At 61.6% G+C, this 24,983-nt stretch carries 26 protein-coding genes, 1 tRNA gene and 2 pseudogenes; 13 read left to right on the plus strand and 16 right to left on the minus strand.

Translation table 11 applies throughout. From position 1 onward, the window contains the following. Window positions 1–9: 9 nt before the first annotated feature. The gene (locus FIU28_RS16650) at window positions 10–1,266 is read right to left on the minus strand and encodes a GTP cyclohydrolase II (RefSeq protein ID WP_143574327.1); all 1,257 of its coding nucleotides are present in this window, start codon (window positions 1,264–1,266) and stop codon (window positions 10–12) included. 285 nt (window positions 1,267–1,551) lie between these two features. Here FIU28_RS16650 and FIU28_RS16655 point away from each other — a divergent pair, with 285 nt between their 5' ends. The 3 genes from FIU28_RS16655 (at window position 1,552) to FIU28_RS16665 (ending at window position 3,784) form a co-directional block, all read left to right on the plus strand. Then, window positions 1,552–1,905 carry a PRC-barrel domain-containing protein gene (locus tag FIU28_RS16655; RefSeq protein ID WP_143574328.1) on the plus strand — a complete coding sequence of 118 codons (354 nt, stop codon included), beginning with the start codon at window positions 1,552–1,554 and terminating at the stop codon, window positions 1,903–1,905. Between the two features lie 53 nt (window positions 1,906–1,958). Continuing rightward, entirely contained in the window at window positions 1,959–3,413 is a 1,455-nt protein-coding gene (locus FIU28_RS16660) for a GH1 family beta-glucosidase (RefSeq protein ID WP_168202963.1), read from the plus strand. Between the two features lie 285 nt (window positions 3,414–3,698). Then, window positions 3,699–3,784: transfer RNA gene (locus FIU28_RS16665), tRNA-Tyr, on the plus strand. A gap of 128 nt (window positions 3,785–3,912) precedes the next feature. Here FIU28_RS16665 and FIU28_RS26495 read toward each other — a convergent pair. Next, window positions 3,913–4,089, minus strand: coding sequence for an antitoxin VbhA family protein (locus FIU28_RS26495; protein ID WP_168209945.1), 177 nt, complete (start codon window positions 4,087–4,089; stop codon window positions 3,913–3,915). Between the two features lie 417 nt (window positions 4,090–4,506). Between FIU28_RS26495 and FIU28_RS27365 the strand changes: the two genes are divergently transcribed. From FIU28_RS27365 to FIU28_RS16680, 3 genes are all read left to right on the plus strand, one after another. Continuing rightward, window positions 4,507–4,794 carry a hypothetical protein gene (locus FIU28_RS27365; protein ID WP_368039448.1) on the plus strand — a complete coding sequence of 96 codons (288 nt, stop codon included), beginning with the start codon at window positions 4,507–4,509 and terminating at the stop codon, window positions 4,792–4,794. 288 nt (window positions 4,795–5,082) lie between these two features. Then, window positions 5,083–5,250: a hypothetical protein gene (locus FIU28_RS26500; protein WP_168209946.1), complete on the plus strand. Its 168-nt coding sequence runs from the start codon at window positions 5,083–5,085 to the stop codon at window positions 5,248–5,250. Window positions 5,251–5,495: 245 nt separating this feature from the next. Continuing rightward, window positions 5,496–5,693 (plus strand): hypothetical protein, encoded by a 198-nt coding sequence (locus tag FIU28_RS16680; RefSeq protein ID WP_143574331.1) that lies wholly within the window; start codon window positions 5,496–5,498, stop codon window positions 5,691–5,693. Window positions 5,694–5,794: 101 nt separating this feature from the next. On the opposite strand, the gene FIU28_RS16685 is transcribed toward FIU28_RS16680, so the two are convergent. Continuing rightward, the gene (locus FIU28_RS16685; RefSeq protein ID WP_143574332.1) at window positions 5,795–6,064 is read right to left on the minus strand and encodes a hypothetical protein; all 270 of its coding nucleotides are present in this window, start codon (window positions 6,062–6,064) and stop codon (window positions 5,795–5,797) included. Window positions 6,065–6,151: 87 nt separating this feature from the next. Here FIU28_RS16685 and FIU28_RS16690 point away from each other — a divergent pair, with 87 nt between their 5' ends. Then, window positions 6,152–6,658, plus strand: a complete 507-nt coding sequence (locus FIU28_RS16690) for a thermonuclease family protein (protein WP_246660706.1) — start codon at window positions 6,152–6,154, stop codon at window positions 6,656–6,658. A 77-nt stretch (window positions 6,659–6,735) separates the two neighbouring features. On the opposite strand, the gene FIU28_RS16695 is transcribed toward FIU28_RS16690, so the two are convergent. The 5 genes from FIU28_RS16695 to FIU28_RS26505 all read right to left on the minus strand — a co-directional run bounded on the left by FIU28_RS16695 (window position 6,736) and on the right by FIU28_RS26505 (window position 9,894). After that, on the minus strand, window positions 6,736–6,915 hold the full coding sequence (locus FIU28_RS16695) for a hypothetical protein (RefSeq protein WP_143574333.1): 180 nt from the start codon (window positions 6,913–6,915) through the stop codon (window positions 6,736–6,738). Next, on the minus strand, window positions 6,882–7,184 hold the full coding sequence (locus FIU28_RS16700; protein ID WP_143574334.1) for a hypothetical protein: 303 nt from the start codon (window positions 7,182–7,184) through the stop codon (window positions 6,882–6,884). Before FIU28_RS16700 ends, FIU28_RS16695 begins: the two co-directional genes overlap by 34 nt. A 2-nt stretch (window positions 7,185–7,186) precedes the next feature. Further along, window positions 7,187–7,711 carry a sterol desaturase family protein gene (locus tag FIU28_RS16705; RefSeq protein WP_143574335.1) on the minus strand — a complete coding sequence of 175 codons (525 nt, stop codon included), beginning with the start codon at window positions 7,709–7,711 and terminating at the stop codon, window positions 7,187–7,189. Window positions 7,712–7,715: 4 nt separating this feature from the next. Continuing rightward, window positions 7,716–8,768 carry a peptidoglycan-binding protein gene (locus FIU28_RS16710; protein WP_143574336.1) on the minus strand — a complete coding sequence of 351 codons (1,053 nt, stop codon included), beginning with the start codon at window positions 8,766–8,768 and terminating at the stop codon, window positions 7,716–7,718. A 985-nt stretch (window positions 8,769–9,753) separates the two neighbouring features. Then, a complete protein-coding gene (locus tag FIU28_RS26505; protein ID WP_168209947.1) occupies window positions 9,754–9,894 on the minus strand; it encodes a hypothetical protein in 141 nt (46 codons plus the stop codon). Between the two features lie 954 nt (window positions 9,895–10,848). Between FIU28_RS26505 and FIU28_RS16720 the strand changes: the two are divergent. Continuing rightward, a pseudogene (locus FIU28_RS16720) lies at window positions 10,849–11,480 on the plus strand (transposase); the annotation flags it as partial. Window positions 11,481–11,720: 240 nt separating this feature from the next. Here FIU28_RS16720 and FIU28_RS16725 read toward each other — a convergent pair. After that, window positions 11,721–11,963, minus strand: a complete 243-nt coding sequence (locus tag FIU28_RS16725; RefSeq protein ID WP_143574338.1) for a hypothetical protein — start codon at window positions 11,961–11,963, stop codon at window positions 11,721–11,723. A gap of 240 nt (window positions 11,964–12,203) precedes the next feature. Here FIU28_RS16725 and rfbB point away from each other — a divergent pair, with 240 nt between their 5' ends. Genes rfbB through rfbA form a run of 4 tightly spaced genes read left to right on the plus strand, consistent with a single transcriptional unit; the run spans window position 12,204 to window position 15,646 of the window. Continuing rightward, on the plus strand, window positions 12,204–13,265 hold the full coding sequence (rfbB, locus tag FIU28_RS16730) for a dTDP-glucose 4,6-dehydratase (protein ID WP_143574339.1): 1,062 nt from the start codon (window positions 12,204–12,206) through the stop codon (window positions 13,263–13,265). Between the two features lie 36 nt (window positions 13,266–13,301). After that, window positions 13,302–13,859 carry a dTDP-4-dehydrorhamnose 3,5-epimerase gene (gene rfbC, locus FIU28_RS16735; protein WP_143574340.1) on the plus strand — a complete coding sequence of 186 codons (558 nt, stop codon included), beginning with the start codon at window positions 13,302–13,304 and terminating at the stop codon, window positions 13,857–13,859. A 4-nt stretch (window positions 13,860–13,863) separates the two neighbouring features. After that, window positions 13,864–14,760, plus strand: coding sequence for a dTDP-4-dehydrorhamnose reductase (gene rfbD / locus FIU28_RS16740; protein WP_143574341.1), 897 nt, complete (start codon window positions 13,864–13,866; stop codon window positions 14,758–14,760). A gap of 4 nt (window positions 14,761–14,764) precedes the next feature. After that, complete coding sequence (gene rfbA / locus FIU28_RS16745; protein WP_143574342.1) at window positions 14,765–15,646, plus strand: glucose-1-phosphate thymidylyltransferase RfbA; 882 nt, start codon at window positions 14,765–14,767, stop codon at window positions 15,644–15,646. 564 nt (window positions 15,647–16,210) lie between these two features. Here rfbA and FIU28_RS16755 read toward each other — a convergent pair. From FIU28_RS16755 to FIU28_RS16785, 7 genes and pseudogenes are all read right to left on the minus strand, one after another. After that, window positions 16,211–17,323: a hypothetical protein gene (locus FIU28_RS16755; RefSeq protein WP_246661011.1), complete on the minus strand. Its 1,113-nt coding sequence runs from the start codon at window positions 17,321–17,323 to the stop codon at window positions 16,211–16,213. 523 nt (window positions 17,324–17,846) lie between these two features. Then, window positions 17,847–18,863: a UDP-glucose 4-epimerase GalE gene (gene galE, locus FIU28_RS16760; RefSeq protein WP_143574343.1), complete on the minus strand. Its 1,017-nt coding sequence runs from the start codon at window positions 18,861–18,863 to the stop codon at window positions 17,847–17,849. Between the two features lie 126 nt (window positions 18,864–18,989). Beyond that, the gene (locus tag FIU28_RS16765; RefSeq protein ID WP_143574344.1) at window positions 18,990–19,610 is read right to left on the minus strand and encodes a transglutaminase-like cysteine peptidase; all 621 of its coding nucleotides are present in this window, start codon (window positions 19,608–19,610) and stop codon (window positions 18,990–18,992) included. 254 nt (window positions 19,611–19,864) lie between these two features. Continuing rightward, window positions 19,865–20,924, minus strand: a pseudogene (locus tag FIU28_RS16770) (IS3 family transposase). 184 nt (window positions 20,925–21,108) lie between these two features. Further along, window positions 21,109–21,729, minus strand: a complete 621-nt coding sequence (locus FIU28_RS16775) for a transglutaminase-like cysteine peptidase (RefSeq protein WP_143574344.1) — start codon at window positions 21,727–21,729, stop codon at window positions 21,109–21,111. A gap of 261 nt (window positions 21,730–21,990) precedes the next feature. Then, window positions 21,991–22,632 (minus strand): ParA family protein, encoded by a 642-nt coding sequence (locus FIU28_RS16780; protein WP_143574345.1) that lies wholly within the window; start codon window positions 22,630–22,632, stop codon window positions 21,991–21,993. A gap of 34 nt (window positions 22,633–22,666) precedes the next feature. After that, on the minus strand, window positions 22,667–23,875 hold the full coding sequence (locus tag FIU28_RS16785; RefSeq protein WP_143574346.1) for a glycosyltransferase: 1,209 nt from the start codon (window positions 23,873–23,875) through the stop codon (window positions 22,667–22,669). A 206-nt stretch (window positions 23,876–24,081) separates the two neighbouring features. Between FIU28_RS16785 and FIU28_RS16790 the strand changes: the two genes are divergently transcribed. Then, the gene (locus FIU28_RS16790; RefSeq protein ID WP_143574347.1) at window positions 24,082–24,978 is read left to right on the plus strand and encodes a hypothetical protein; all 897 of its coding nucleotides are present in this window, start codon (window positions 24,082–24,084) and stop codon (window positions 24,976–24,978) included. Window positions 24,979–24,983 lie beyond the last annotated feature (5 nt).

Genomic DNA, 24,983 nt, shown 5'->3' on the forward strand with positions numbered 1-24,983 from the left:
GCAAAGCTCTCAATATTTTTCCAGTGAACGGCCAACGGAGTCCTGCAGATCCTGCGGCAGCACCGGCTCCGGCGAATAATAGCCCGCGGCCTTCTTCGCGGTCATCTCGACATGCGCGTCGGCAGGGATCATGTCGTCCGGGATCGAGACCCGCTCGACGATCTCGACGCCCTGGCTCGTCAGCGCATCGTGCTTCATGTCGCTCATCGAGATGAAACGGTCGATCCGTTTCAGCCCGAGCCAGTGGATGACGTCCGGCATCAATTGCTGGAAGCGCGCGTCCTGTACGCCGGCGACGCATTCCGTGCGCTCGAAATATTGCGCGGCGGCGTCGCCGCCTTCCTGGCGCTTGCGCGCGTTGTAGACCAGGAATTTGGTGACCTCGCCAAGCGCGCGGCCTTCCTTGCGGTTGTAGATGATGACGCCGAGACCGCCGGCCTGCCCGGCCTTGGCGCATTCCTCGATGCCATGGATCAGATAGGGCCGGCAGGTGCAGATGTCGGAGCCGAACACGTCGGAGCCGTTGCATTCGTCATGGACGCGGCAGGTGATTTTCGTGGTGTGGTCCGGCAGCTTGGTCACGTCGCCGAACAGGTAGGCCGTGATGCCGCCGATCGGCGGCAGGAAGACGTGCAAGTCGGGCCGCGTCACCAGTTCGGGAAACATGCCCGCGGTCTGTTCGAACAATTGCCGGCGCAGATTGTTCTCGGTGGTGCCGAAGCGCGCCGCCAGTCCCGGCAGATGCCAGACCGGATCGATCGCGATCTTCACGACCGACACACTGCCATTGGCATGCACGACGTCATTATCGACCTTCAGCCGGCCGGCGGCGATCGCGCTTTGCAATTCGATCAGATCGAGCCGCGCACGGGTGATAGCGATGCTCGGGCGGATGTCCACACCCTCGGCGATCTCGGTCGCAAAATTCTCGGCAACAAGATGGCCGAAGGGATCCAGCGAAACGATCTTCGCGGGATCGATCCACTGTTCGAACGGACCGATGGTGGCCGCGGGAAACGTATTGGTGAGGTCCGGCCGACGCATCGGATCGAGCGCGCCGGAGGAGACGGCGAGTGCGCGATACACCGAATAGGAGCCGCCATGCGTGCCTATCACATTGCGATCCTGTGGCCGCGACACAGTACCAATCACCGGCCCGCGCTCGCGCGCATCAGGCGCGCCCCATCGGATCGGAAAGTCGTGTTTCGCGCCCGGCGCCGGGTGCGAGGTCAGCCGTATATGGTCGATCCGGTTGGAGCGAGTCATCGCAAAAGGCCCCCTCAAATGGCAACGGCCCGCCTAAGAAGACGGGCCCGTTGACATGGATGCTATGTAACGCGGCGCGCGCTAAACATAGCGCGACGCTGTGCCGAAGAAAAAAAGTATACGCATGTCGCGACGAAAGACAACAAGATAAATAGCAAAAGATTCGCGGCGGTTAACGAGGCGTCGCTAATGCACGCGCGGCATAATGTTTCAGTGCCGTGAAGGCCGGAACGATTGTAGCGACCACAGGTTTTCTTCTCGCGCATTCGCACAGGGAGAAACCTCATGACCAACGAAGACGAAACCGTCAGCCTGATCGGCAGCGACAAGGTACAGGGCTCCGCGGTGTTCGACGCCGACGGCAACAAGATCGGCAGCATTGAGCGCCTGATGATCGAGAAGAGCAGCGGCCGGGTATCCTACGCCGTCGTGTCGTTCGGCGGCTTTCTCGGCATTGGCGACGATCACTATCCGCTGCCGTGGCCGTCGCTGAAGTACAATGTCGAACTCGGCGGCTACCAGACCCTGGTGACCATCGACCAGATCAAGGGCGCGCCGAAGGCCGCCAACGGCGAATGGAATTGGGCGGATACGACGCGCACCAAGGGCCTTGACGACTATTATGGTGTGCCCATCTGACCGGCACGCTAAGCCGCCCGCATCTGGCGAACGATTGACCGACTGGAGACCCGTTGACCTATCAATTGACACGACGAAGATTGGCGGGCAGCGCGCTGGCGGTGGGAGCCGTTGCCGCCACGCCGGCGATGGCTCTTGCGGACAAGAAGCCGGCAACCAGGTCGTTTCCGAACGGCTTTGTCTGGGGCACGGCCACGTCGGCCTATCAGATCGAAGGCGCGGCGACTGAAGACGGACGCGGCCGTTCGGTCTGGGACACCTACGCGCACATACCGGGCAAGATCCGGGGCGGCGCGCATGGCGACCGCGCCAGCGATCACTTCCACCGCTACAAGGAAGACGTCGCGCTGATGAAGGCGCTGGGCACAACCGCCTATCGTTTCTCGATCGCCTGGCCGCGGGTATTTCCCGACGGCACCGGCGCCGCCAATCCCCAAGGACTCGACTTCTACAACCGATTGATCGATGAATTGCTGGCCAACGGCATCACACCGTTTGCGACGTTGTATCACTGGGACCTGCCGCAGGCGCTACAGGACCGCTTCGGCGGCTGGGAGTCCGTCGAGACCGCCAGGGCCTTTGCCGACTACGCCGGCTACGTCGCGTCGAAGATCACCGATCGCGTCAAGAACGTCTTCACCATCAACGAAGCCGCCACCTTCATCGACTTCGGCTACGGCCCAGGCCCGGTCGAACTGGCGCCTGGCCTGAAGCGGCCGCAGCCGGTGCTCAACCAGATCCGCCATCACGTGGCGCTCGGTCATGGCCTCGCCGTGCAGGCGATCCGTGCGCAAGGCCGCGCCGGCACCCGCGTGGGCCTTGCGGAAAACGTCGTCTCCTGCGTTCCGGCGATCGAGACCCCGGCCAATATCCGCGCTTCCGAAATCGCCACCCGCGAGATGAATGCCGGCTATCTCACCGCGATCCTGGAGGGCCGCTACACCGACGCTTTCCTCGCCTATGCCGGCGCCGACGCGCCGCGCTTCACCGCCGAGGAAATGAAGGTCATCGCGTCGCCGCTCGATTTCCTCGGCCTCAACATCTACATGCCGCAGCATTACGTGACGGCGAGCGATACGGCGGCCGGCTTTTCATTGCTGCCGTTTCCGGCGTCGTTTCCGCATATGGAATCCGACTGGCTGCGGGTCGGGCCTGAAGCCATGTATTGGGGGCCGCGCAACGTCGCCAAAGTGTGGGGCGTGAAGGAGATCTATATCAGCGAGAACGGCACCTCGGCCACCGACCGTGTGCTGGCCGATGGCAGCATCGCCGATCTCGACCGCATCATGTATCTGCGCAACTATCTGACCCAGCTACAACGCGCCACCGCCGACGGCGTGCCCGTCGCGGGCTACTTTCAGTGGAGCCTGATCGACAATTTTGAATGGTCGGACGGGTTCGACAAACGCTTCGGGCTGGTCCATGTCGATTTTGAAACACAGCAACGAACGCCGAAGCTGAGCGCGGAGTTCTATCGGCAGGTGATCGCGAACAATGCGCTGGCGTAGGGCCGAATCGAGGCTGCCATTGGCGTGCCAGCATGCCAGCCCGTTGGCACCGGAAGGTTGAGCCGCATAATGGCTGGCGAAGCCGGTTTGGTACATTCAGGCTGGGGGATGCGGGGCCGGTTCCCGTTAATCGGTTGCCGGCAGATTCATCGCCGGCTCGGTTGACTTTGCCCCGCCCTTCCCCCAATAAACCGCCAACCGGGAGCCCGTCATCGGGCGTTCGTTTTAGCGTCATCCATGGCCGTCCAGCCGCTTCTTGGCGGGCTGAGGTCGATGGCGTGGAGCGGGGGAGTGTCCCGAGTGGCAAAGGGAGCTGACTGTAAATCAGCCGTCTTATGACTTCGAAGGTTCGAGTCCTTCTTCCCCCACCATCTTGTTATCATTAAATAAAATGCCCTTCGGGGCCTTTGTTTTTTCTGCCCCAAACTGGGTCAGATTAGGCGCGGGTCAGCTTTGGGTCAGATATTTTGAAACCTGACACGGCTCGCCTGTGGACAACTCAGGCTCCCGCCCCGAACTTCTTGAGCGTCTGCTCCATCAGCTCGTCGTCGTCGATCTCTCCGTGCGCCCACTCGTCCAGCGCCGACTCGGTCTCCGGTAGGACCTGCCCGCCCTCGATTTCGGTATTGGCCACAGCGAAGCGGACGGCGTCGGAGCGAGCCTTCTTGTCATCCATGGTCGTCTCCCGTGAATTTCTGCTGTCGCGCTAGCGGGTTTTCGGTTTCAGCGTGCCGCCCCTGCTGGGGCCGTCGGAGGTAGAATCTGACGGGAACCCGCAACGCGGAAGGGCAATCTTTTGCGCAAAACTTCCCATGACGCGCTTGCCATTAAAGGTTCCGACTCGACTCCGATGTTCTCTTTATGTTCTTAATCGACATCACCGAGAGAGGACGCCGCCATGGCAAGCCGAAGATGCGCCGATTGGCGATTTCCAACCGAAAAGCAGGCCCGCGCCGAGGAGACAGCCCGCCGGATGCAGGCCGCGCCTACTGGGGTTGAACAGCCCGGAAACAGGCGCGATGCGCTTGGCGCGGCTAGGGAAAACACCGGGGTTGGCCGTGCGCCGGCGACGCCCGCCGGTCCTTGCGATCCGATGCCTGACGCATACTGGGACGCCGTGCTGTCGGCCCCCGTCGCCAAGGCCAGGCCAGGCGTGCCCATCCAGAACCGCCGGCTGTCGGAGATCCCGCGCCACGTCCTGAGGGTCTCCTGCCGGCGCTGCGACCGCATCGTGGAGATCCAAACAACCGACGCGCAGCGGCTCTACGGACAGCACGCGGTCTGGAAGGACGTCGGCCGGCGACTGCTCAACGACAGCTGCCAGATGCGCACGGGCAGCCATGAGGACGATGGCTGTTGGCCGTCCTACGACACGCCGTGAGATGTCGCCGAAGCACCATCCGACCCTCATGTCTGGCGGCGACCGGAAGGCGCTGAAGAAGGAGCTTCGCGTGGCGCGAGGGATGACCAGGATCCTCGCCGACCAGGCCGCCGAGATGCGGACGCGTGGCGAGGCCCTGCTGCGGCAGGCCGACAAGCTTTCTTGCGAGAGCTGGAATGTGATTCGGCGAGGGGTCCGAGCTCCGATCGGCTCCGGGGTCAATATGCTCTCTCAAGCAGGATCAAGCGCTTAGCCGGGCGCTTCGCTAGAACATGGGGTCACAGTTGGGTGAGTATTAACATCCCGCGTCTCGACGGTGAATTTAACATCTTTGGGATCGCCGAGTTCTGGACCGATCTTGTCGATAGCGGCAGCAAGCACCCGGCGCAGGCCGGACACCGCGATACGGTCCTCTGCATGAAGGACTACAGTACGACTGAGCGAAATCTGATCTAGGGCAGGCGGCCACGCACAGGCGCAGCGCAGTTCGGGCAAGGGTCATGAGGCGGGGATCCGGCGGGGAAAATAACGTCCCTACAAATGCCAAAGGCCGGGCTGGGCCCGGCCTTCACATGCGCACACGCTGGTTTTGCAAGAGCGCTGGGCGTGGCAGTAACCCTGACAAGTTACGTTAATGTCATTCTGCAGTTGCGAGATATTTCCAAGTGGGACCTATTGACGCCTGATAGGGGAGTTTTTCGATGTACCCGCGGCGCTACATTACAGAGGCCGGCACGTCCGTACTCGTCGGACTGACGCCCGAGGAAACGAAGGAATTCGAAAGCCTTGACAGCATCGCGCCTCTCGGCTCGGACACCCCGTCACCCGACCGCTTGCTGTCGCTCTACGTGAAGCACCAGGCCGCCTACGATGAAATCATGTCTGTCGGTAACGGCTAGACCTCCGTCGGTCGACAAGGAGGCAGACCGTCACCGCGTCACATTCTGCAGGAGCGCGCCGGTCTTGCGCTACACCCATATTGGTCTGTAGTCTCGCCGCTTTACGCAGGTGAATTTTGAGAAAACGACCTTGGACGACTGATGGCGACGCGCTTTTGCGGGAACTTGCCGTAGCGGGACATTCGCTGATCGAAATAAGCGCGGCGCTGGATCGCACGCAAGCCGCCGTCAAACGACGGGCTCACCTTCTCGGAATCCTTCTTGGCGCTTCCGGTCGACGCCGTTCGGCGATGGTCAGATTTGGCTAATTCTGCAAGAGCGCTGTGCCAGACTATATGCTCCGGCGGAACGTCGGGCGGCTGCGGCGACACCTGAGGTATTCCTAGACAGGAAGTCTCGTGCTTGTAATATTGAATCCCCTCAGGCCTGAAGGGTGCATTTTGATCTCAAGATTTCACATGGTGGCTTTGTTGATTTTTCTAACATCACCCGCGGTCTCCGAGGCTGCTGACTTTGTCGGACAGGTGGTGGTTTCCGACGGCGACACAATTGAGATGCACGGTACTCGCATCAGGATCTGGGGCGTCGATGCGGTCGAGTCGCCTCAGGTCTGCTTCGACAAGGTTGGTAAGAATGTTCGCTGCGGCGCGCTCGCCGCGAATGCGTTGGCAGGTTTTATTGCCCACCAGACCGTATCTTGCACTGAATTGAGCAGAGATAGGTACCGGCGGCCAGTGGCAACCTGTCTGGTTGGCGGTGTCGACATTGGAGAGTGGTTGGTCAAATCGGGATGGGCGATCGACTACTCGAAGTATTCAAATGGGCGTTACGCAGAAGCTCAAGAAACAGCTCGTTCCGCGGGCCTTGGAAATTGGGCATACGCTTGGCAATACCCCGAAAAGTTCCGCGCTTGCCTCCATACTAAAGGTGGAAAAGCTTTGAAGTGCTCTCAACAGCAGCTGTGAGCCGACCCGTTCTGTAACAGCCATGCCAGCGAGCGCGCCGAGGATGGCCGGCAGGGCCGCGAGAGCTGTCAGCATGGTCAGGCCGCCTTCGCTTCGGCGACCACGGCGACGGCCTCGGCCACAAATGGATTGTCCGCGACGACCTTGTCGGGCAGCGCCACCAGCTCGATCGGCATGGTCGATGTGTTGCGCAGCTTCTCGTCGGCCATGCCGACCAGCGTGATCAGCATCGGCAGCAGGTTGTAGAGCGCCTGCACGAGGGCGTGTGGAATTGCTGCGGCACGAACGGCATGATCGGCGTCAGGTCGAGCGAGCCGAGATAGATCAGCACGGTCAGCACCACGCCGACCAGCATCTTAAGCCGCGCCCACAGGATCGTTTCGAACTTGCGGTAGAGCAGGATCTCGATCGGCTCGATGGCGGCGAAGAAGCCCTCCGCCCACGGCTTCGATTTCAGCCAGGCGCGCCCGCCGAGCACATACCACAGCAGGATCGCGGCCAGCGCGACATAGATGGCGATCTTCATTTTCATGCCTTTCGATAGCTGCCGAACACGCAGTCCCACACCGGGACGGACACGCCGAAATTGCCGCGCCCGCCCCGGTGATGCCCGGCGTGATGGCGGAACATGAATGCGGTGTAGCGGCCGAACCGCGCGGAATCGCCGTGGTGCATCCGGACGTGGATCGCGCAATAGATGAGGTAGCCGAGCATGAAGCCGGCGGTGAACGCCGCGCCGCAGCCGAGCCAGACAACGGCGAAGCTGGCGAAGGTGCCCCAGCTCGCCACGCCGATCATGTCCTTCGGCAGCCGATGGTGCATCTGGTGCATCGGCTCGAACGGCGTGCGGCCATGAAACACGAGGCGATGGATCCAGTATTTCGCGAGCGTCCAGACCAGCACGCCGGCGATCGCCAGCGCCAGGGTGCGCCACAGCGGATCCGGCGACGTCACGAGCAGCCAGACCGCCGCCAGCGGCACCAGCGCGAAGTCGAGGAAATACGATAGCCGCGACAGGTCGAAGGCGCGCGGCAGCCCGTGATGGCGGTCCATGATGTCAGGCCTTCGGCTTGAACAGGTCGACGACGCGGCCCCAGAACGTCGACGCGAGGCCCGGCTTCACGGTGCCGGCCGGCGGCACTGTGATGTCAGGCACGACGATCGGGCCGGATCCGGGGATCGCCGGAGCGGGCGTGGCCGCCTGGGCCAGCGCCATGTTGATCGCGGCGGTCGTGGCGGGGCCAACGATGCCGTCGGCGGTGAGGCTTTGGGCCACCTGGAACGCCTTCAAGGCGGCCGTGGTGCGCTGCCCTGCGACGCCGTCCACCTCGAGCCTGGCGCCGAGCCTGTTCAGCGCCTGCTGGACCCAGCGCACGCCGCCCGCGGCCGGCACCGGCGTCGGCGGCAGGATGACGGCGACGGCATCGAGCGCGCCGAGCCGCTTCAGGATCGGGTCGTTGCCGGCCATCAGGCTCTGGCGATCCTTCAAGCCGTTGGTGCCGCCGTTCCAGATTTTGACGCAGCCGACGAAGTCGCCGGCGTCGGCGAAGCGGTTGAGGCCCTTCCAGGTCCAGAACGCCGCGCAGATCTCCGGTTGCATGTCGAGCCTTGAGGCGATCGCCGGGGTCGAGACCGCCGGCAGGCCGGTCAGGCGTTCCAGCGCTGCGTAGCCGTCCCTGCCCGTCCATTGCGGCCCGCCCCGGCCGATGAAGGTCGAGCCATCGGACGTGCCCGGCCGGTTGCCCATGCGGCTGCCGTAGATGTCGTCGAAGGCCGCCTTCTGCCAGCCCGGGCCGGTGCCGTACTTCGCCGTCACCTTGCTTGGGTCCGGGATAAAATTACCACGCGCGTCCTTGCCGCGGTTGAACCGGTTCGGCCACACCTCAGCCATCCGGGCCGCCGTATAGGCCAGGCTTTCCGTCAGGTTCGGAATCGTGAACCCGCCGCACTCGTGCTCGATATTGGCGAGAAAATACGCCAGCCGGGTCTTGGTGCCGTCGATGCCGGCGCGGGTCAGCACGTCCTGCTTCGCCACGGAGGCATCGACGACCGCCTGCGGCGCACGCGGGAAGATTGCCCGCACGGCCTCGGCCATGAGCTTGATCGGCATTGCACTTCTCCATGCGGAAGCGACCGCACCGGCGGTGCCGGCGAGGTCTGGTTGGTGATCAGATTCAGATTGTCGCCCGCGCCCTTTCAGGCCCGGAACTGCGCGATCCGACTCTTGCGATGCGTGAAACGACAGAAATAGGCTTCAACCGTCGGAGGTGCGGTGATGTGTACTCTCGAAGGGTTCCTGATCGGGCTCGGCGGCTTCGTCGCGCTCGCCATCGCCGTCGCCAGCGCCCTCACGGCGATGTCAGTGTATGGCTAAGCCCCGGCCCGCGGCTGTCTGCGCGACCGCGGAGGTGTTATCTAGCGGAACGGTGCGGTTTTCGGTAATCCGGGACCTAAGCACCGGTTGCGGTGACATCGGTGACGCTTTTGGAACGGTCGGGGTGCGGCGCCTGCGCTACATTAAGCGTGTATTAATCGACTCAACACAGCTTTGGTCCTAGCACCTGCACAGAGCGGATCACCCCTATGCAATTGTCACCCGGCGATCGAGTTGAGCTAAGCGAGCTGGGAAGACAGAGAAGTCCAAAGATGCGCGATCGGACAGGTATTGTCGTGAGGATCGCTGGAAAACGCGTCAGCAAGAATGCGATCATGGTCTGCTTCGATGGCCGGATTACACCATGTCGCCTGCACAGTAGCTATCTCAAGAGGATGGACTGAGTCAGCCTTGCCGCGCATGGGTCATGGCCTCACGAATCGCGATCATTGTTGCAGTGCTCCTCGCAAGCGACGCCCCTGCCCTTGCACAAGGCGGCGGCGTAGGAGGTGGTGGTGCCGGCGGCGGCAGCGGCGGGTCTGATGCCGGTAGTTCGGCATCGTCCGGCGCAGCGTCGTCAGGAACTGGTACAGCTGCTGGTGGAACATCTGCCGGATCCAGCATGGGGCACGGCCGCTGGCGGCAACTCGGCTGGTTCCGGAATAGGCACCAACACACAAACAAATCCCGGAACTTCTGCTCCGGCCTCCAACAACGCCGCTCAAGGCGCTCGCAACGCGGGTGCTGCCGGTACGTCATCGACGTCGACCACGAACCCTTCGCCATCGTTGAGCACCGGCATGTCGAACAGCCCCGGCGCCGCCGCCAATAACTCGCTGAGTTCGACAAACATAGGCGTCACACCGGCTGCTCCTGCAAGTAATTCGGCGGAACAGGCGGCCCGTAATGCCGGCGCCGCGCAGGGCACAGCCCCAACCCGATGACTTCAAGCAGGCGGTCGTTTCACGGCCGCCTGCCTCGTTGTGCAAGAGCACGTGGGTACGGCCAGTAGGGTTAACCAAAGCTTTCAATTGCGGCATTCACCTGCCCGGTGGCGCATGCATCAACGCTGTGGAGTCGATCGATGATCTGGCTAATCGGAGCTATTATCGCCATTGGGGCCGTGGGGGCCTTCGTGAGGCTTTATCGTCGGCGCCTCGACGTCCTCACCGGGCCTTGGATGATGCGCGAATAGTGGTTCTGCAAGAGCGCAGGGGTCAAATTCGCTACCGCGGAACTAACGGTAGTTTTCGCGGATTGTCCCGGCTCAATCGAAGGGAGACGGCTATGGCCTCGAAAAACGTGATCCTCATTATGGCGCTTCTCGCGTCAGCGGCACCAGCCTTTGCTCAAGGGGCCGGTGGAGGCGCCGGCGGGGGTGCCGCAGGCGGCGGTTCGGCTGGTGTGTCGGGATCCGCGAACGGCGCTTCCGTGGGAGCGACTGGAGGAACATCAACAGCAGTTCCAACCACGCCTGGTGCCCAGTTTAAAAACAATACGTCTGGGACTTCCACGACTACGAATTCACCACAGCCTACGGGCACAGGATCGGCGTCAAGTGCACAGTCTGCAGTGAATGGATCGAGCACCTTGCCGAGTTCGTCGCCAAACACGGTCAGCGCACCGGGAGTCGGCGTCGGCCATTCTGCCAACGGTCAACCGATCGGAACGCCCGGATCAGGAGTAGGATCACCGGAGCAGCCAGTGGATTCCGGCGCCCGAAAGTAAGCTCAGGAGGCTGATCTGAGCCGCAAACTGGACCACTTATGGCTAGAGTTTTCCGCTAGACTTCCCCGGCTGGAAGGAGCGGAGAGCGATGAAGGCATCGAAATTTTCGAAGGCCCAGAAGGCGCTCATCTTGAAACAGGGCGCTGATGGCATGCCGGTGGCGGACATCTGCCGGAAGGCGGGGATCAGCGCGGCGACCTACTTCAACTGGAAGAAAAAATAAGATGGTTTGCTGCCGACCGAGATGCGGCGGTTGAAGCAACTCAAGGACGAGAACGCTAAGCTGAAGCGGATCGTGGCCGACCTGTCGCTGGACAAGGAGATGCTGCAGGACGTCATCCGCCGAAAAATTTGAGGCCTGTTCGCCAGCGCAAGCTCGTTGACGGGATCTGTTGTGAATGGGGCGTCTCTATCCGGCGCGCCTGCCGGGCGTTCGAGGTCGACACTTCAACCTATCACTACAAATCGCGTCGATCCGATCAGGCCAGCCTGGAGATCAGGATCAGAGAGATTTGCCAGACGCGGATACGCTACGGCTACCGGCGTGTTCATGTGCTGCTGCGGCGTGAGGGATGGCAACTCGGCCAGAACAAAACACAGCGCATCTATCGTGAATTAGGCCTGCAATTGCGCAACAAAACGCCGAAACTACGGGTGAAGGCCAAGCTGCGGGATGATCGAAAAGCTGCCATGCAGCCGAACGAAACCTGGGCGATGGATTAGATTTGATGCAAAAATTATCGCGCCTTGCTCTCCTTTGACGGTGTCTTGCACTGCGTCGTACGGTTTGGGAACCATTCAAACAAAACCCGAAATCGCTGCGCAATCCGGGTGCGTGGGTCCTCCTGCCATGGCGCCCCAAATTTGGGATAGGATGAGATTCATATCCAGACACGTTTTTGCGTAGAAAATTACATGTCGCGCGGCTAATTTGATTGAGGCGTCAACGGTACCTGCCGATCAGCGAGGCAGAAGTTCGCACCGGGCCGGGACCGCCCGCAATCTGTCTCGGCCCACACCGTCCAGCTGCTCGATCAGCTCCGTCAAATTTCGCTGCAGCCCATGCACGATCTCGTTCAGGCAATGCACATCGGCGGCTGACATCCTCTGAAACGGCTGTTCAAATATCTCGGTTCGGATTTCTTCCAGCAAAATGCCCATGTCGGTCCGGATATTTTTGATCCTGATAGCGCGATCAGCCATGGCACTGTTTCCTCGCCTCTTTGGTAGGGCCCACATAGCCCTGCCGTGCATAGATTTTGGGCCAGCACCGCCAATTTTTTCCCCGCCCAACCCGTTATTCTGTGTGTCACATTCCGTACTCTCTGTGACACATTCCGTCTGCTATTAACTCAAACGTTCAGTATCCAACCCGACGCAGTGACATAGCAAACCTAACGAGCTATTGTTTATCACATTAATAATTCTTATTGGCATACAATAATGACGAAACGATACCTTGTCACCGGAGGCGCCGGGTTTATCGGGTCCGCCGTAGTACGTCGGCTGATTGAAGGCACGAACCATCAGGTCCTGGTCGTCGACAAGCTAACCTACGCCGGCAACCTAGAATCGCTGGCCGGCGTGTCGACCGATCCGCGCTATGGCTTTGAACGCGCCGATATTGTCGATGCCCAAGAAATGCGTCGCATCTTCGCCGAATTCTCACCCGACGTGGTAATGCACCTGGCTGCGGAGAGCCATGTCGATCGTTCGATCGACGGCCCCGGCGAGTTCATCCAGACCAACATCGTCGGCACCTTCTCCATGTTGCAGGCCGCGCTGGCACATTGGAGGGCGCTGCCGGCGGAGCGCAAGGAAGGGTTTCGCTTCCATCACATCTCCACCGATGAAGTGTTCGGCTCGCTCGGCGCCACCGGATTCTTCTATGAAGACACCGCATATCAGCCGAACTCTCCCTATTCCGCATCCAAGGCCGGCTCCGACCACTTGGTGCGGGCTTGGCACCACACATATGGCCTGCCGGTGGTGATGACCAACTGCTCGAACAATTATGGTCCCTATCATTTCCCGGAAAAGCTGATCCCGCTGACCATCATCAATGCGCTCGAAGGCAAGAAGCTGCCGGTGTACGGCGCCGGCGAAAATGTGCGCGATTGGCTGCATGTCGACGATCACGCCGAAGCGCTGCTTCATGTCGCCGAACGCGGCGCGCTTGGCGAGAGCTACAATATCGGCGGCCACAACGAGCACACCAACATCGACGTGGTCCGGTCGATCTGCTCACTGGTCGACGAACTCGCCCCCAATGCCGCAATCGGCCCGCGCGAAAAGCTGATCAGCTTCGTCACGGATCGCCCCGGTCACGATGCGCGCTACGCCATCGATGCCGCCAAGATCGCCCGGGAGCTTGGCTGGAAGCCGCGCCATAGCTTCGAGACCGGGCTGCGCCAGACTGTGCAGTGGTATCTCGACAACCGCGACTGGTGGGAGCGCGTGCGCTCGGGCAGCTACCGCGGCGAGCGACTCGGCGTCGCCGTCTAGGTACATCTTCCAATTCTAGCACCGAGTGGGGCACGCATGTTGACCGTTACGCGGACCAGGATCGAGGCCGTCAAGCTAATCACGCCGAAAGGATTCGGCGATGCGCGCGGCTCGTTTTCCGAGACTTACAACCGCAACCGCTTTCACGAGCACGGCATCGAACTAGAATTTGTCCAAGACAACCAGTCGTCCTCGGTCGAGACCGGCACCATCCGCGGCCTCCATTTCCAAAGCCATCCGGCGGCGCAAGATAAGCTGATCCGCGTGTTGCGCGGCAGTATCTTCGACGTCGCCATCGACCTCCGGCGCTCGTCGCCTACCTATGGTCAATGGGTCGGCGAAACCTTATCAGCCGAAAATGCTCGGCAACTGCTGGTCCCGATTGGTTTTGCCCATGGTTTTTGCACGCTCGAACCCGACACCCACGTACTCTACAAGGTGACCAATTATTATTCGCCGGCCAACGATCTCGGCGTCGCTTGGGACGATCCCGATCTAGCGATCGACTGGCCGCTGAACGGCTGCACCGCCATGCTGTCCGACAAGGACGCCGGACAGCCGGCCTTCAAGTCACTTCCTACTTATTTTGAGTAGCCCGATGCGCATCGCCGTCACCGGACGAAACGGTCAGGTCGTGCAGTCCCTTTTGGAACGCGCCGCCGCCGCCGGCATCCAGCTCGACCTCGTCGCCCGCCCCGAGGTCGACCTGGCGCAGCCCGCCGCCGTCGAAGCCGCGCTGCTGGCATTGCGTCCCGACGCCATCGTCAGCGCCGCCGCCTATACCGCTGTGGATCTCGCCGAAACCGAACCGGAGCTGGCCCATGCGGTCAATGGCGCCGGAGCAAGCGCCGTGGCGCGCGCCGCGGCCCAACTCGGCATTCCCGTAGTCCATCTGTCCACCGACTATGTGTTCGACGGCACGCTGCAGCGTCCGTATCGCGAGACCGACCCGACCGGCCCGGTCGGCGTCTACGGCCAGAGCAAGCTCGACGGCGAACGCGCCGTCGCGGCGGCCACTGGCAATCACGCGATCCTGCGCACCGCTTGGGTGTACAGCCCATTCGGCAAGAATTTCGTCCGCACCATGCTGACGCTGGCGGGCAAGCGCGACGAGATTTCGGTGGTCTCCGACCAGCGTGGCACGCCGACCAATGCGCTCGACATCGCTGACGCCGTCATCGCGGTGACGAAAAACCTGCTCGCGCGCCGAGAGGCGCCGGAACTGCGCGGTACCTTTCACATGACCGGCGGCGGCGACACAACCTGGGCGGAGTTCGCCGAGGCGATCTTCGCCGCGTCCCGCGAACGGGGTGGGCCGGCGGCGGGCGTCATCCCGATCCCGAGCTCGGCCTATCCGACTCCGGCGAAGCGGCCGGCCAACTCACGTCTCGACAATGCGCTGATGGCGCAGGCGCACGACGTCCGCCTGCCGCACTGGCGGGACTCGCTGCCGGCGACCGTCGCACGCCTGCTACCGGAATTTCAGGGGAAATAAAATTATGAGCGGAATTACCAAGGGTATCATCCTGGCGGGCGGCAGCGGCACCCGGCTGCATCCGATGACCATCGCGGCGTCGAAGCAGCTGTTGCCGATCTACGACAAGCCGCTGATCTACTATCCCTTGTCGACGCTGATGATGGCCGGCATCCGCGACATCCTGATCATCTCGACCCCCGCCGACCTACCGAAATTCCGCCAGTTGCTCGGCGACGGCGCCAAATGGGGTATGTCGTTCAGCTATGCCGAGCAGCCGAGCCCGGATGGCCTGGCGCAGGCCTATATCATCGGTGCGAATTTCGTCGACGGGCACTCCTCGGCGCTGGTGCTCGGCGACAACTTGTTCTACGGGCACGAACTCACCGACCTGCTGCAGGGCGCCACCAAGCAGGAGAGCGGCGCCACGGTGTTCGCCTATCACGTCAGTGATCCCGAGAGCTACGGCGTGGTCGAGTTCGACGACACCGACCGCGCGCTATCGATCGAGGAAAAGCCGTCGCAGCCGCGCTCCAATTGGGCCGTTACCGGATTGTACTTCTACGACAAGGACGTGGTCGACATCGCCGCCAACATAAAGCCGTCGGCGCGCGGCGAGCTGGAGATCACCGACGTCAACCGAGTGTATCTTGAGCGCGGCGCGTTGCACGTCAAGAAGATGGGCCGCGGCTTCGCTTGGCTCGACACCGGCACCCCCGACAACATGCTGGACGCCGCGGTCTATGTCCGCGTCATTGAGAAACGTCAGGGCTACAAGATCTGCTGCCCCGAGGAAGTCGCCTTCCGTTTTAACTGGATCAACGCGACCCAGCTCGAGGGTCTTGGCAAGCCAATCGTCAAGAGCGCCTATGGCAAGTACCTGCTGCGGGTGGCTGGCGGGCTGTGATCTGGCATCTGCTAAAATATGAACCTATCTGGCAACATGTTTTGCATGATATGGCTCCCGGTAACCTTGACAAGTTAGCTTAAGGGCAGATGCTCATTGACCGGTCCCGCGGCTTCGATCAGCATTTTGCCTATGATACGTTCGATAGAAGACTCTTGTAGTCCGGGAACATTGCTGGGTCTTTCAGCCGAGGAAACCGACGAATTCCTCAGGCTTGAGAGGCTTGCGTCGACTGCGCCCGGCGCAGCCGATCACACTTGGTCTGCTACCGAACAAACCCGCTGGCTCGAACTGTTCGAAAAGAAGCACGCCGCGGCGATGCAACCGTTCCTGGCTCCGGAAGATGCAGAGGGCTAGCATTCACTGCCCTTCATGGTGAACAGCGCGCTGCTCTGAGACCGAACTTTGGGCCACCGGCAATTAGAGTTTTCCGGCTTTGTCATGATGGCGGGCTGGTTGAGCGGACCTTCTTTGATCTGAATCAGGTCGAAAATTGTAAAAATCAGTAGTTTTTACAAGCTCTCAGGATGGGGCAGAGTATGTGGCGGTGACATACTCTCCGCCTCATGGTGAGGACTGCTTCTGGCATTCCGAAAAGAATACGCCGTTGGCGGCCACAAGCCGCTCCAGGCATTGCCGCTTGTCGGTCACCGGGCCCTCGACCGTGAAGTCATAGGCTTGACCCTTGACAACCAGGCCGTAGCGGCCGGGGCTCAGTCCCGAATCCGGATCCCGCGGCTGGACCTCGAACATTTCCGCATTATCGCGGATCGGCGCCGTACGATACGGAAACGAGACGTTACGGATCACCCAGCTGTCTTCCGCCGGCGCCGTCACCGGCTTTCCCGTGGCGTCAAAAGTGGTGGCTTGCACGACTTTCGCGATCAGCCGCACTTCGACTTGGTCCGGCGCGCTGCTCGCGGAATCGCGCCGGTAGACCACAAACTTAACATGACCGTCGGGCACCAGCACCGCGCTGGGCTTGGTGATCGCCGCCGAGATGGCCACCCGGCCGTCCGGAACTCGGCCGAGCAGCGGCTCCAGCTCATATAATTTGCCGGCATTGACCGCGTAAATGCCGTAGGCGGTGGGTATGCCCGGCGGCAGCGCAGTTGGCGGCAACACGGCCGGCGGTGGCGCGGCCGCGACGGGCACGGGCTGGGGCGCGGCAGGCGCGCTGGCCCGCGCCATCAATTGGCGGCCGGCCGCTGCAATCTCGGTGCGGCGCGGGATCACCAGCGCCACCACGCCGATAACCAGCAGCAGCACCAGGAAACGAAGCGGCGCGCCCAGTCGCTTCCGAAGCGAACGGTCCGCGTTCGGCTTCGGGCTGGCTGCAGCTCTGGCCGAGGTGCCGATCAGGCCCTCCCGCTCGAGCCGTGGTACGTCATCGGAGGCGGTCAGCGCCTGCTGGCGGCCTTCCAGCGCGCCTGCCATTCGCCGGCTCTGCACCGGTCCCGAAATCGTCGCGGCGGGAAACAGCTGAATTCCGGCGATTTTACGGGAATGCGCCTCGACGCCTTGGATGGCGACTTCCAGCGCGCCCAGCAACAGCCGGTTTTCTTCCGGATCGTCGGAAACAAACTGTTCCTGCAGCTTCTGCCGCGCCAGTTCGTAGATCGCGCCGCGTAGCTGCTCCGGGTCATTCCGCACGGCGTCGATGGTGCGCGCCAGCACCAAAGCAAACTCGACCTCGGGATGGGCCGTCGCGATATCCTTTGAAGTTTCTGTCAACGACGTCGATGTCCGGCGGGGCGCTGAAAATTGAACCAAGACCCTCTCATGTGTCAACATGATATCATTCAAATGTAGGATTGGCGATTGCCCGCTAACCAGAGGTAAAAAGATCAAAGGACGACTACCCCAAATGGGGGATGCGTCATATTACATGATATGTGCTAACTGCGGCGACGACGGTCCCGATTTTGCAGCGACAGATTGAATGGAGCGGTGCGGTGCACAACGCACAATTGGACAAACTGCCATTGTGCGGTTTGACCATCGACGAGACGGAAGAATTCTCGGAGTTGTTTCGTCCTTTGCCGGACACAAGCGCCCCTGAGCTTCTCAGGTGGCGCGACAAGCGTTGGATCGATCTCTTCTTAAAGCACCAGATTGCCTGGATCAGGTGGACAAGGGTGAGGAAAGCTCTGCACTGAACAATCGCGCAAACTGGCGCATTGAAAAGACTGGCAGCCCCTTACGCCTGCGCCTCGCGAATATCCTCCCGAAGCGGATGCGCTTTCTGGTGCCAGGCCCAGGCCGAGCGGATGATGTCCGGCAACCCGGAGTGGGTTGCCTTGAAACCCAGCGCGGTTTCCGACTGCGCGGGATCGGCCACCAGGATGGGCGGGTCTCCTGCCCGCCGCTCGCGGACCACCAGCGGCACCGAGCGGCCGGTCTCGGCTAGCACGGCATCGACGATCTGCCGCACCGAATAGCCCACGCCGGTGCCGAGGTTGAAGGCGCCACCGCTGCCGCCGTTCAGCAACAGCTGCAGCGCCGCCACATGCGCCGCGGCGAGATCGTTGACATGGATGTAATCGCGCACGGCAGTGCCGTCCGGCGTGTCATAATCCTCGCCAAAAATGGCGAAGTTCGATACATGGCCCTGCAGCGCCATCAGGGCTCGGGGTATCAGATGAGTCTCGGGGTCGCGGCGTTCGCCAATTGACCCCGACGGGTCAGCTCCACAGGCGTTGAAATAGCGCAGGCAAACAGAGTTGAACTGATAGGCGGCGCGATAGTCCGTCAGGATCTGCTCGACCATCCATTTTGACCGACCATAGGGATTGACCGTTTGGCCAGCCGCGCTTTCCTGGATCGGATCCCGACCGGCATTGCCGTACACCGCGCCCGTGCTGGAAAACACCAGCTTGTCACAACCCGCGTCGCGCATGCCGCGCAATAGTGCCAAAGTACCCGCTACATTGTTGAAATAATATTTCTGCGGATCGACAACCGACTCGCCGACGGCGCTGAACGCCGCAAAATGCATCACGGCCTGCACATTGTGTTCGCGGATGACCGAGGTGAGCTTGCCGCTGTCGTGGATGTCGCCCACAATAAGCGGTCCCCACCGCGCAAAGTCGGCATGCCCCGTTGATAGGTTATCATAGCAGATCGGCATGAACCCGGCCTCGGCAGCGGCCTTGCTGCAGTGGGAGCCGATATAGCCGGCCCCGCCGGTGACGAGGATGGAAATCTTGTATGTCATAAACCATTGCCCCCAAACAAATCTGTGGCGGCCCTTGCAGGCAACTACAAAACTCTATTGTGATGGGGTATATGATAACAAGTTATAGTGAGTGATATGTTATTCTGGCGTTAAATTCGAGATATACTAAACGTCGCTGCGGGCGACGGCGGCCCAGTACGAGGGATTCTCCGACGTCTGCATGCGCACCCAGCGATACGGCGCTTTCGCCCACCCCCGGATCTGGGCGTTCATGTTGTCCAGCACCACGTCGCCGCCCTTGGCGCGCACCACCAGGATCAGATGGTGCTCACCCCATGATGTCACCACTTCGCTGAGCAGCAGATTGCGCATCGGCCAGCCGCGCGCGATCAACTGATGGCGCTTGGTAACGGCATAATCATTGCAATCGCCGTGGCTCGGGCCGATCAGCCATTCCTCGCCGGCCACACCGCGCTCGTTGCGCATCGGCACAATCGAGCGGTTGACGGAGGCATTAACCTCTACCAGTTCGGCGATCCGCGCCCGCGTCAAGCGCGTGGCGCCGCCGCGAAACACCATTCGCTGCTTGGGTGCGGCACATTCGCCGGCATAGCGCATGCAAAACAACGTAAAGGCCATCGGCGCCAGCGTTGCCTCGCTGAGGCGAATCCGCTCGATGGCGCTGCGCAAATTCATGGTCGAACCGAGCAAGGCCGCAGAGGCCTCGCGCGCACCCACCGAAACCAGTGCCAGCATCAGCAAGGCCGCCTTGATCAACTTCCGCATCGTCGTTCTCCCCATTCCCATGGGAAAAAAACTACGCGAAATGTTTTGACGCTTGGCTCAAGCGGGCGGTCGCATTTGCTTCAAATGAGAATGCGGGATTTCAGCGGCTGTTAACCACGCGGGCGCGCATAGCCCGGATGAGCCGGTGATCGCGCGCAAGCGCGAGCAACGGCGACATCCGGGATTTTAAGGTTGAGGTGGTCCCGCTTGTCTGAACAGATTTTCCACGTCGATAAAGTGGGTCTCTGCCGGGGTTAGGCGGCCATGCGGATGGGTAGCGAGTTGAAGTAAGCCTGATCGAGTGTCTGACCGTCAAGGCTCGAGTGAGGCCTGCGACCGTTGTCGAAGTCCAGATAGCGACCGATCGATTGTCGCGCCTCGCCGACGCTGTCGTAAGCCCGCAGATAGACCTCCTCGTATTTGATGCTGCGCCACAATCGCTCGACGAACACGTTGTCCCACCATGCGCCCTTGCCTGTCCATGCTGATAGCGATGCTGTTATCGGCAAGCACGCCGGTGAAGGCCTGGCCGGTGAACTGCGAACCCTGGTCGGTATTAAAGATCTCCGGCTTGCCGTGGCGCGCCAAAGCGTCCTGCAGCGTTTCGACGCAGAACGCAGCCTCCATGGTGATCGACAGCCTCCATGACAGCACCCAGCGGGTCGCCCAGTCGAGCACCGCGGCGAGATAGACGAAGCCGCGCGCCATCGGAATGTAGGTAATGTCCATCGACCAGACCTGGTTTGGCCGTGTGATCTCCATTCCGCGCAGCAGATACGGATAGATCTTGTGGCCCGGCTCCGGCCGGGTGGTGCGCGGCCGTCGGTACAGCGCCTCGATCCCCATCCGCCGCATCAGCGTCTTCACATGCCGGCGGCCGATCTTGCACCCCTCGGCAGCCAGCAGGCCGCGCAACATCCGCGACCCAGCGAAGGGAAACTCCAGATGCAGCCGATCCAGAAGCTGCATTATCGCAAGGTCGGCATCCGGCACCGGACGCGGCAGATAATCGACGCTGCTGCGGCTGATCTGCAAAACCTCCGCCTGCCGTGTGATCGACAGGTCGTACTCACGTTCGATCATTGTCTTGCGCTCAGCAATACCGCCTTGGCGGGAGGCTCCGCCGGCGCTGTGCCTCCCGTCCCGAAAACCCCGGAAGCCGCACCCTCGAGCTGCGCCTTCCAGGTCGTGACCTGATTGGGATGAACATCGAAATGCTCGGCAGCTGGGTGATCGTGCGATCGCCATTGATGGCCGCCAATGCCACCTTGACCTTGAATCCGGTGTGTGGTTCCGGCGGGGTCGTCTGCTCATGGTCTCTCCTGCGCCGGCGATTATCGCCGCTGTCGGGCAGAGTTTCCACTTATCGTCCTGTGCAGATTTCCGGGACCGGCTCAATACATTCAACGGAAAGGTAACCTAGTGGATCCTACGTGAGCGACTATTATCGAACGGCGGATATCTCATAATTGCGCTTACATTGCAGTTTCGAGATATCCTAAACGTCACTGCGGGCGACGGCGGCCCAGTACGAGGGATTCTCCGACGTCTGCATGCGCACCCAGCGATACGGCGCTTTCGCCCACCCCCGTATCTGGGCGTTCATGTTGTCCAGCACCACGTCGCCGCCCTTGGCGCGCACCACCAGGATCAGATGGTGCTCACCCCATGATGTCACCACTTCGCTGAGCAGCAGATTGCGCATCGGCCAGCCGCGCGCGATCAACTGATGGCGCTTGGTAACGGCATAATCATTGCAATCGCCGTGGCTCGGGCCGATCAGCCATTCCTCGCCGGCCACACCGCGCTCGTTGCGCATCGGCACAATCGAGCGGTTGACGGAGGCATTAACCTCTACCAGTTCGGCGATCCGCGCCCGCGTCAAGCGCGTGGCGCCGCCGCGAAACACCATTCGCTGCTTGGGTGCGGCACATTCGCCGGCATAGCGCATGCAAAACAACGTAAAGGCCATCGGCGCCAGCGTTGCCTCGCTGAGGCGAATCCGCTCGATGGCGCTGCGCAAATTCATGGTCGAACCGAGCAAGGCCGCAGAGGCCTCGCGCGCACCCACCGAAACCAGTGCCAGCATCAGCAAGGCCGCCTTGATCAACTTCCGCATCGTCGTTCTCCCCATTCCCATGGGAAAAAAACTACGCGAAATGTTTTGACGCTTGGCTCAAGCGGGCGGTCGCATTTGCTTCAAATGAGAATGCGGGATTTCAGCGGCTGTTAACCACGCGGGCGCGCATAGCCCGGATGAGCCGGTGATCGCGCGCAAGCGCGAGCAACGGCGACATCCGGGATTTTAAGGTCGCACAGGGACGCCCCCGGATGACGGCGTCACGATGCTGCGCGTCGCGCCATCTTATACAGGCTGCAACTATTTCGCCCGCACCTGCGCCAAAATCTCCTGCGTGAGCGCGCGGATTTCCTGATCAGCCGCGGAGCTGCGGGCGATGTCCGACACCGACTGCCCGGCGGCAAAGGCCCGCACGAAGGCCGACCGGCTGCCGATCGCGGGGCCGACGGGTTCTCCCAGCGTCGACAACTCGTCGACTACCTGCTGCCCCTCAAGGGTGCGGCGATCCACCCGGTTCGGCACCAGCAAAACCTTGAGCGCATCCTGGCGGCTGGCGCGCACCCGGCGAACGATGTCAAGTGTGCGCAGCGTGGCCTCGATATCGAGGCCCGATGGCGTACAGGGCACAATGGCGATGTTCGCAACCGCCAGCGCGGCGCCGAGCGAACGATCGTTCGGCGCGCAGTCGATCACCAGCACGCCGTGCGGGATCTGGCGCACCATCCGCACCCATTCGCCTACCGGTCGGCTTTCGGCTTCAAGCTCATAGACCGGAAAGCCCAGATTGCCTGGCGCCGCCCAGTGGCAGGCCGAGGCCTGGCTGTCCGCATCGATCAGGCCGACGTCACTGACATGACGTAGCAGCTCGCCGGCAACGCAGACGGCAATCGTCGTCTTGCCGACACCGCCCTTGCGCTGCGCAACGGCAATTATCGTCGACATTTTTCAACATCCATCTCGAAGGAGAATCCAACTTTCATTCGCGCAGTAGTCTCATCATCTGCGGAAGGTTGATGCGCTTCGCGTCATAGGTCTCGCTGACGAATTTGCGGGCCGCGGTCCGCAATTTGCTGAAGCGACGTGGCGTCGAAAGCACCTCGATGACCTTGTCCGCCAGAGCATCGACGTTGAAGAACGGCACCAGGATTCCGTTGTCGCCGTTGATGACATCGCGCAGCGGCGTCGTATTGGACGCCACGATTACGCATCCGGCGCTCATGGCCTCCAGCAGCGACCACGACAGCACGAAGGGATAGGTCAGATAGACATGGACCGAAGACACCTGAAGCACGCTGAGGAAGGTGGCGCGGGGGACATGACCGAGAAAGTGCACCCGGCCGAGATCCAGCTTTCCCGCAACCTCGTCCAGGAAGATCGATTTCCACGTGGTGCCGGCGGGCGGCGTTGCGCCGTAGGAGACGCCCTCTCCCCCCACGATAACGACCTGCGCATGCGGGCGCGCTTGCAGTATCTTCGGCAGCGACCGCATGAAGATATGATAGCCGCGCAGCGGTTCGAGATTGCGCGCCACATAGGTGATGATCTCGTCACCGGCGAACAGCCGAAAGCCCGACGGCAATTCGATCGACGCTGCCGGGTCCGGCCTGACCTCATCGACATCGATCCCTTCGTGAACCACCTCGATCTTGCCCTGGAATTCCCGGGGGAAGGTCGATTTCTGCCATTCCGTCGGCGATACCGCGGCATCAGCTTCCGACAGCGCCAGCAGCGACGTGGCGTTCTTCAGGTGAAGCGCGACGTCGCCGTCCAGCCCGGTCATGGGAAATTCGGAATCGAACCCGACGTCCCGGCCCTCGGATGCATAGTAAAACTCGCAATACACCACGATCCGCGACTTCGGAAACACCGTGCGCAGCGGCAGCGTTTCGCCCCAGCCGGGATGCGCAAAAATGACATCCGGGACGAAGCCGGACGCCGCCAGCGACGACAGCGAATACAGCACCTCCTCCGCGCGCCGACACTCGGTGTCGAAGCGGCGGGCAAACGGGTGCACCGCCGCCGCATCGCGGTTGGCGCTGGCATACTTCAGCAGCCGGATGCCCGGAATCGTCTTGGCGGTGCGTGAGCCGATCGCGACGACCTGATGCCCTGGGTCACGTCCGAGCGCCTCCGCCAGATGCCTGTACTGCGCCGGAAAGTTATTGTGAACAAATAGAACGTTCATAGATTTGGACGTCGCGCTCCCCTTGGCACCACAGTTTGCTGGGTAGCCACACCCGATTGACAGAATTACACAATTTTCGGAATGGCGAGCTTATTTTAATGCATCGCATTGAAACTCCGCGATTAACGTTAAACCCTCTTCAAACGCACAACATTCTCAGGCAGTATATAGATGTTATCACAGAGTATGATGGGGTGAGACCGGCGATGGATGAGACAGCCCAAAGGAAAACGATCGACCTGCCGGCGGGGCTGTTCCTGATGCGCTACAATTCCGCGGATGACAGCAAATTTCCTCCGGTCGTACGCATCACCCCTGACCGCTCCAGTGTCGGCTCCTGCGAGATCCTGGTGGGTCCCGATGCTACCGAAGGCACCCTGTGGTCCCCCGACAGCAGCCTGGTGGTATATGCAGCCCAGCCGGCCAAGCTGACGGTCGCGGTCTCGGCTCAGCGACCCGGCGGATCGACGGCCGCAAACCTGAAATTCGAACCCCTGACCCAGGGCACCCCGCCGGCGCCGCAATTCCAGTCCTCCGGACCCATGATAAGTTCGGGTTCTGCGGCGGTGGACGATGTGCGTATTCTCGCGCATGTGGCTGGCATCGGCGACCTCTCCGAGCGGGCCAATGCCTGGATTGCCGGGCCGATGGCGCCGGCCAGGATCGAGGGCTTTTGCCTGTATTGGCCCAACAAGCCTTATGACATTGACATCAACTACGCCGTGAAATTCGCACGGCCGCAACGCGGTGACGGCCAAATGGTGCCGCTCGGCACCTACGCCGGAACACGCGGCCGTGCCCTCCCGCTGACCGGCGTGACAATGCAGCTTTCCGGGCCCGCGGCCTCCCACTACATGCTGACGGCAGAGGCGATCTTTCTCGGCGCCCCCGCGCTGCGGGTCACCGGCCAGAGCATCAAGCTGGCCGGTCCCTCAGGGCGCGAGCCGCTGGTGGGCATCAAACTTAATATCGAACCACTGGTCAGTCAGGCTCCCGCACCATTGCCGGCGCCGGCAGCGACGGTCGCGGCGCCTGTGCAGCGCACTGCCGGGCGGGTAAGGGTGTTCAGAAGCCGGCAGAATGTCGCCAAGCCCGCGGGCTGAGCGTG

This window comes from Tardiphaga sp. vice154 (genome assembly GCF_007018645.1).
Taxonomy (GTDB): domain Bacteria; phylum Pseudomonadota; class Alphaproteobacteria; order Rhizobiales; family Xanthobacteraceae; genus Tardiphaga.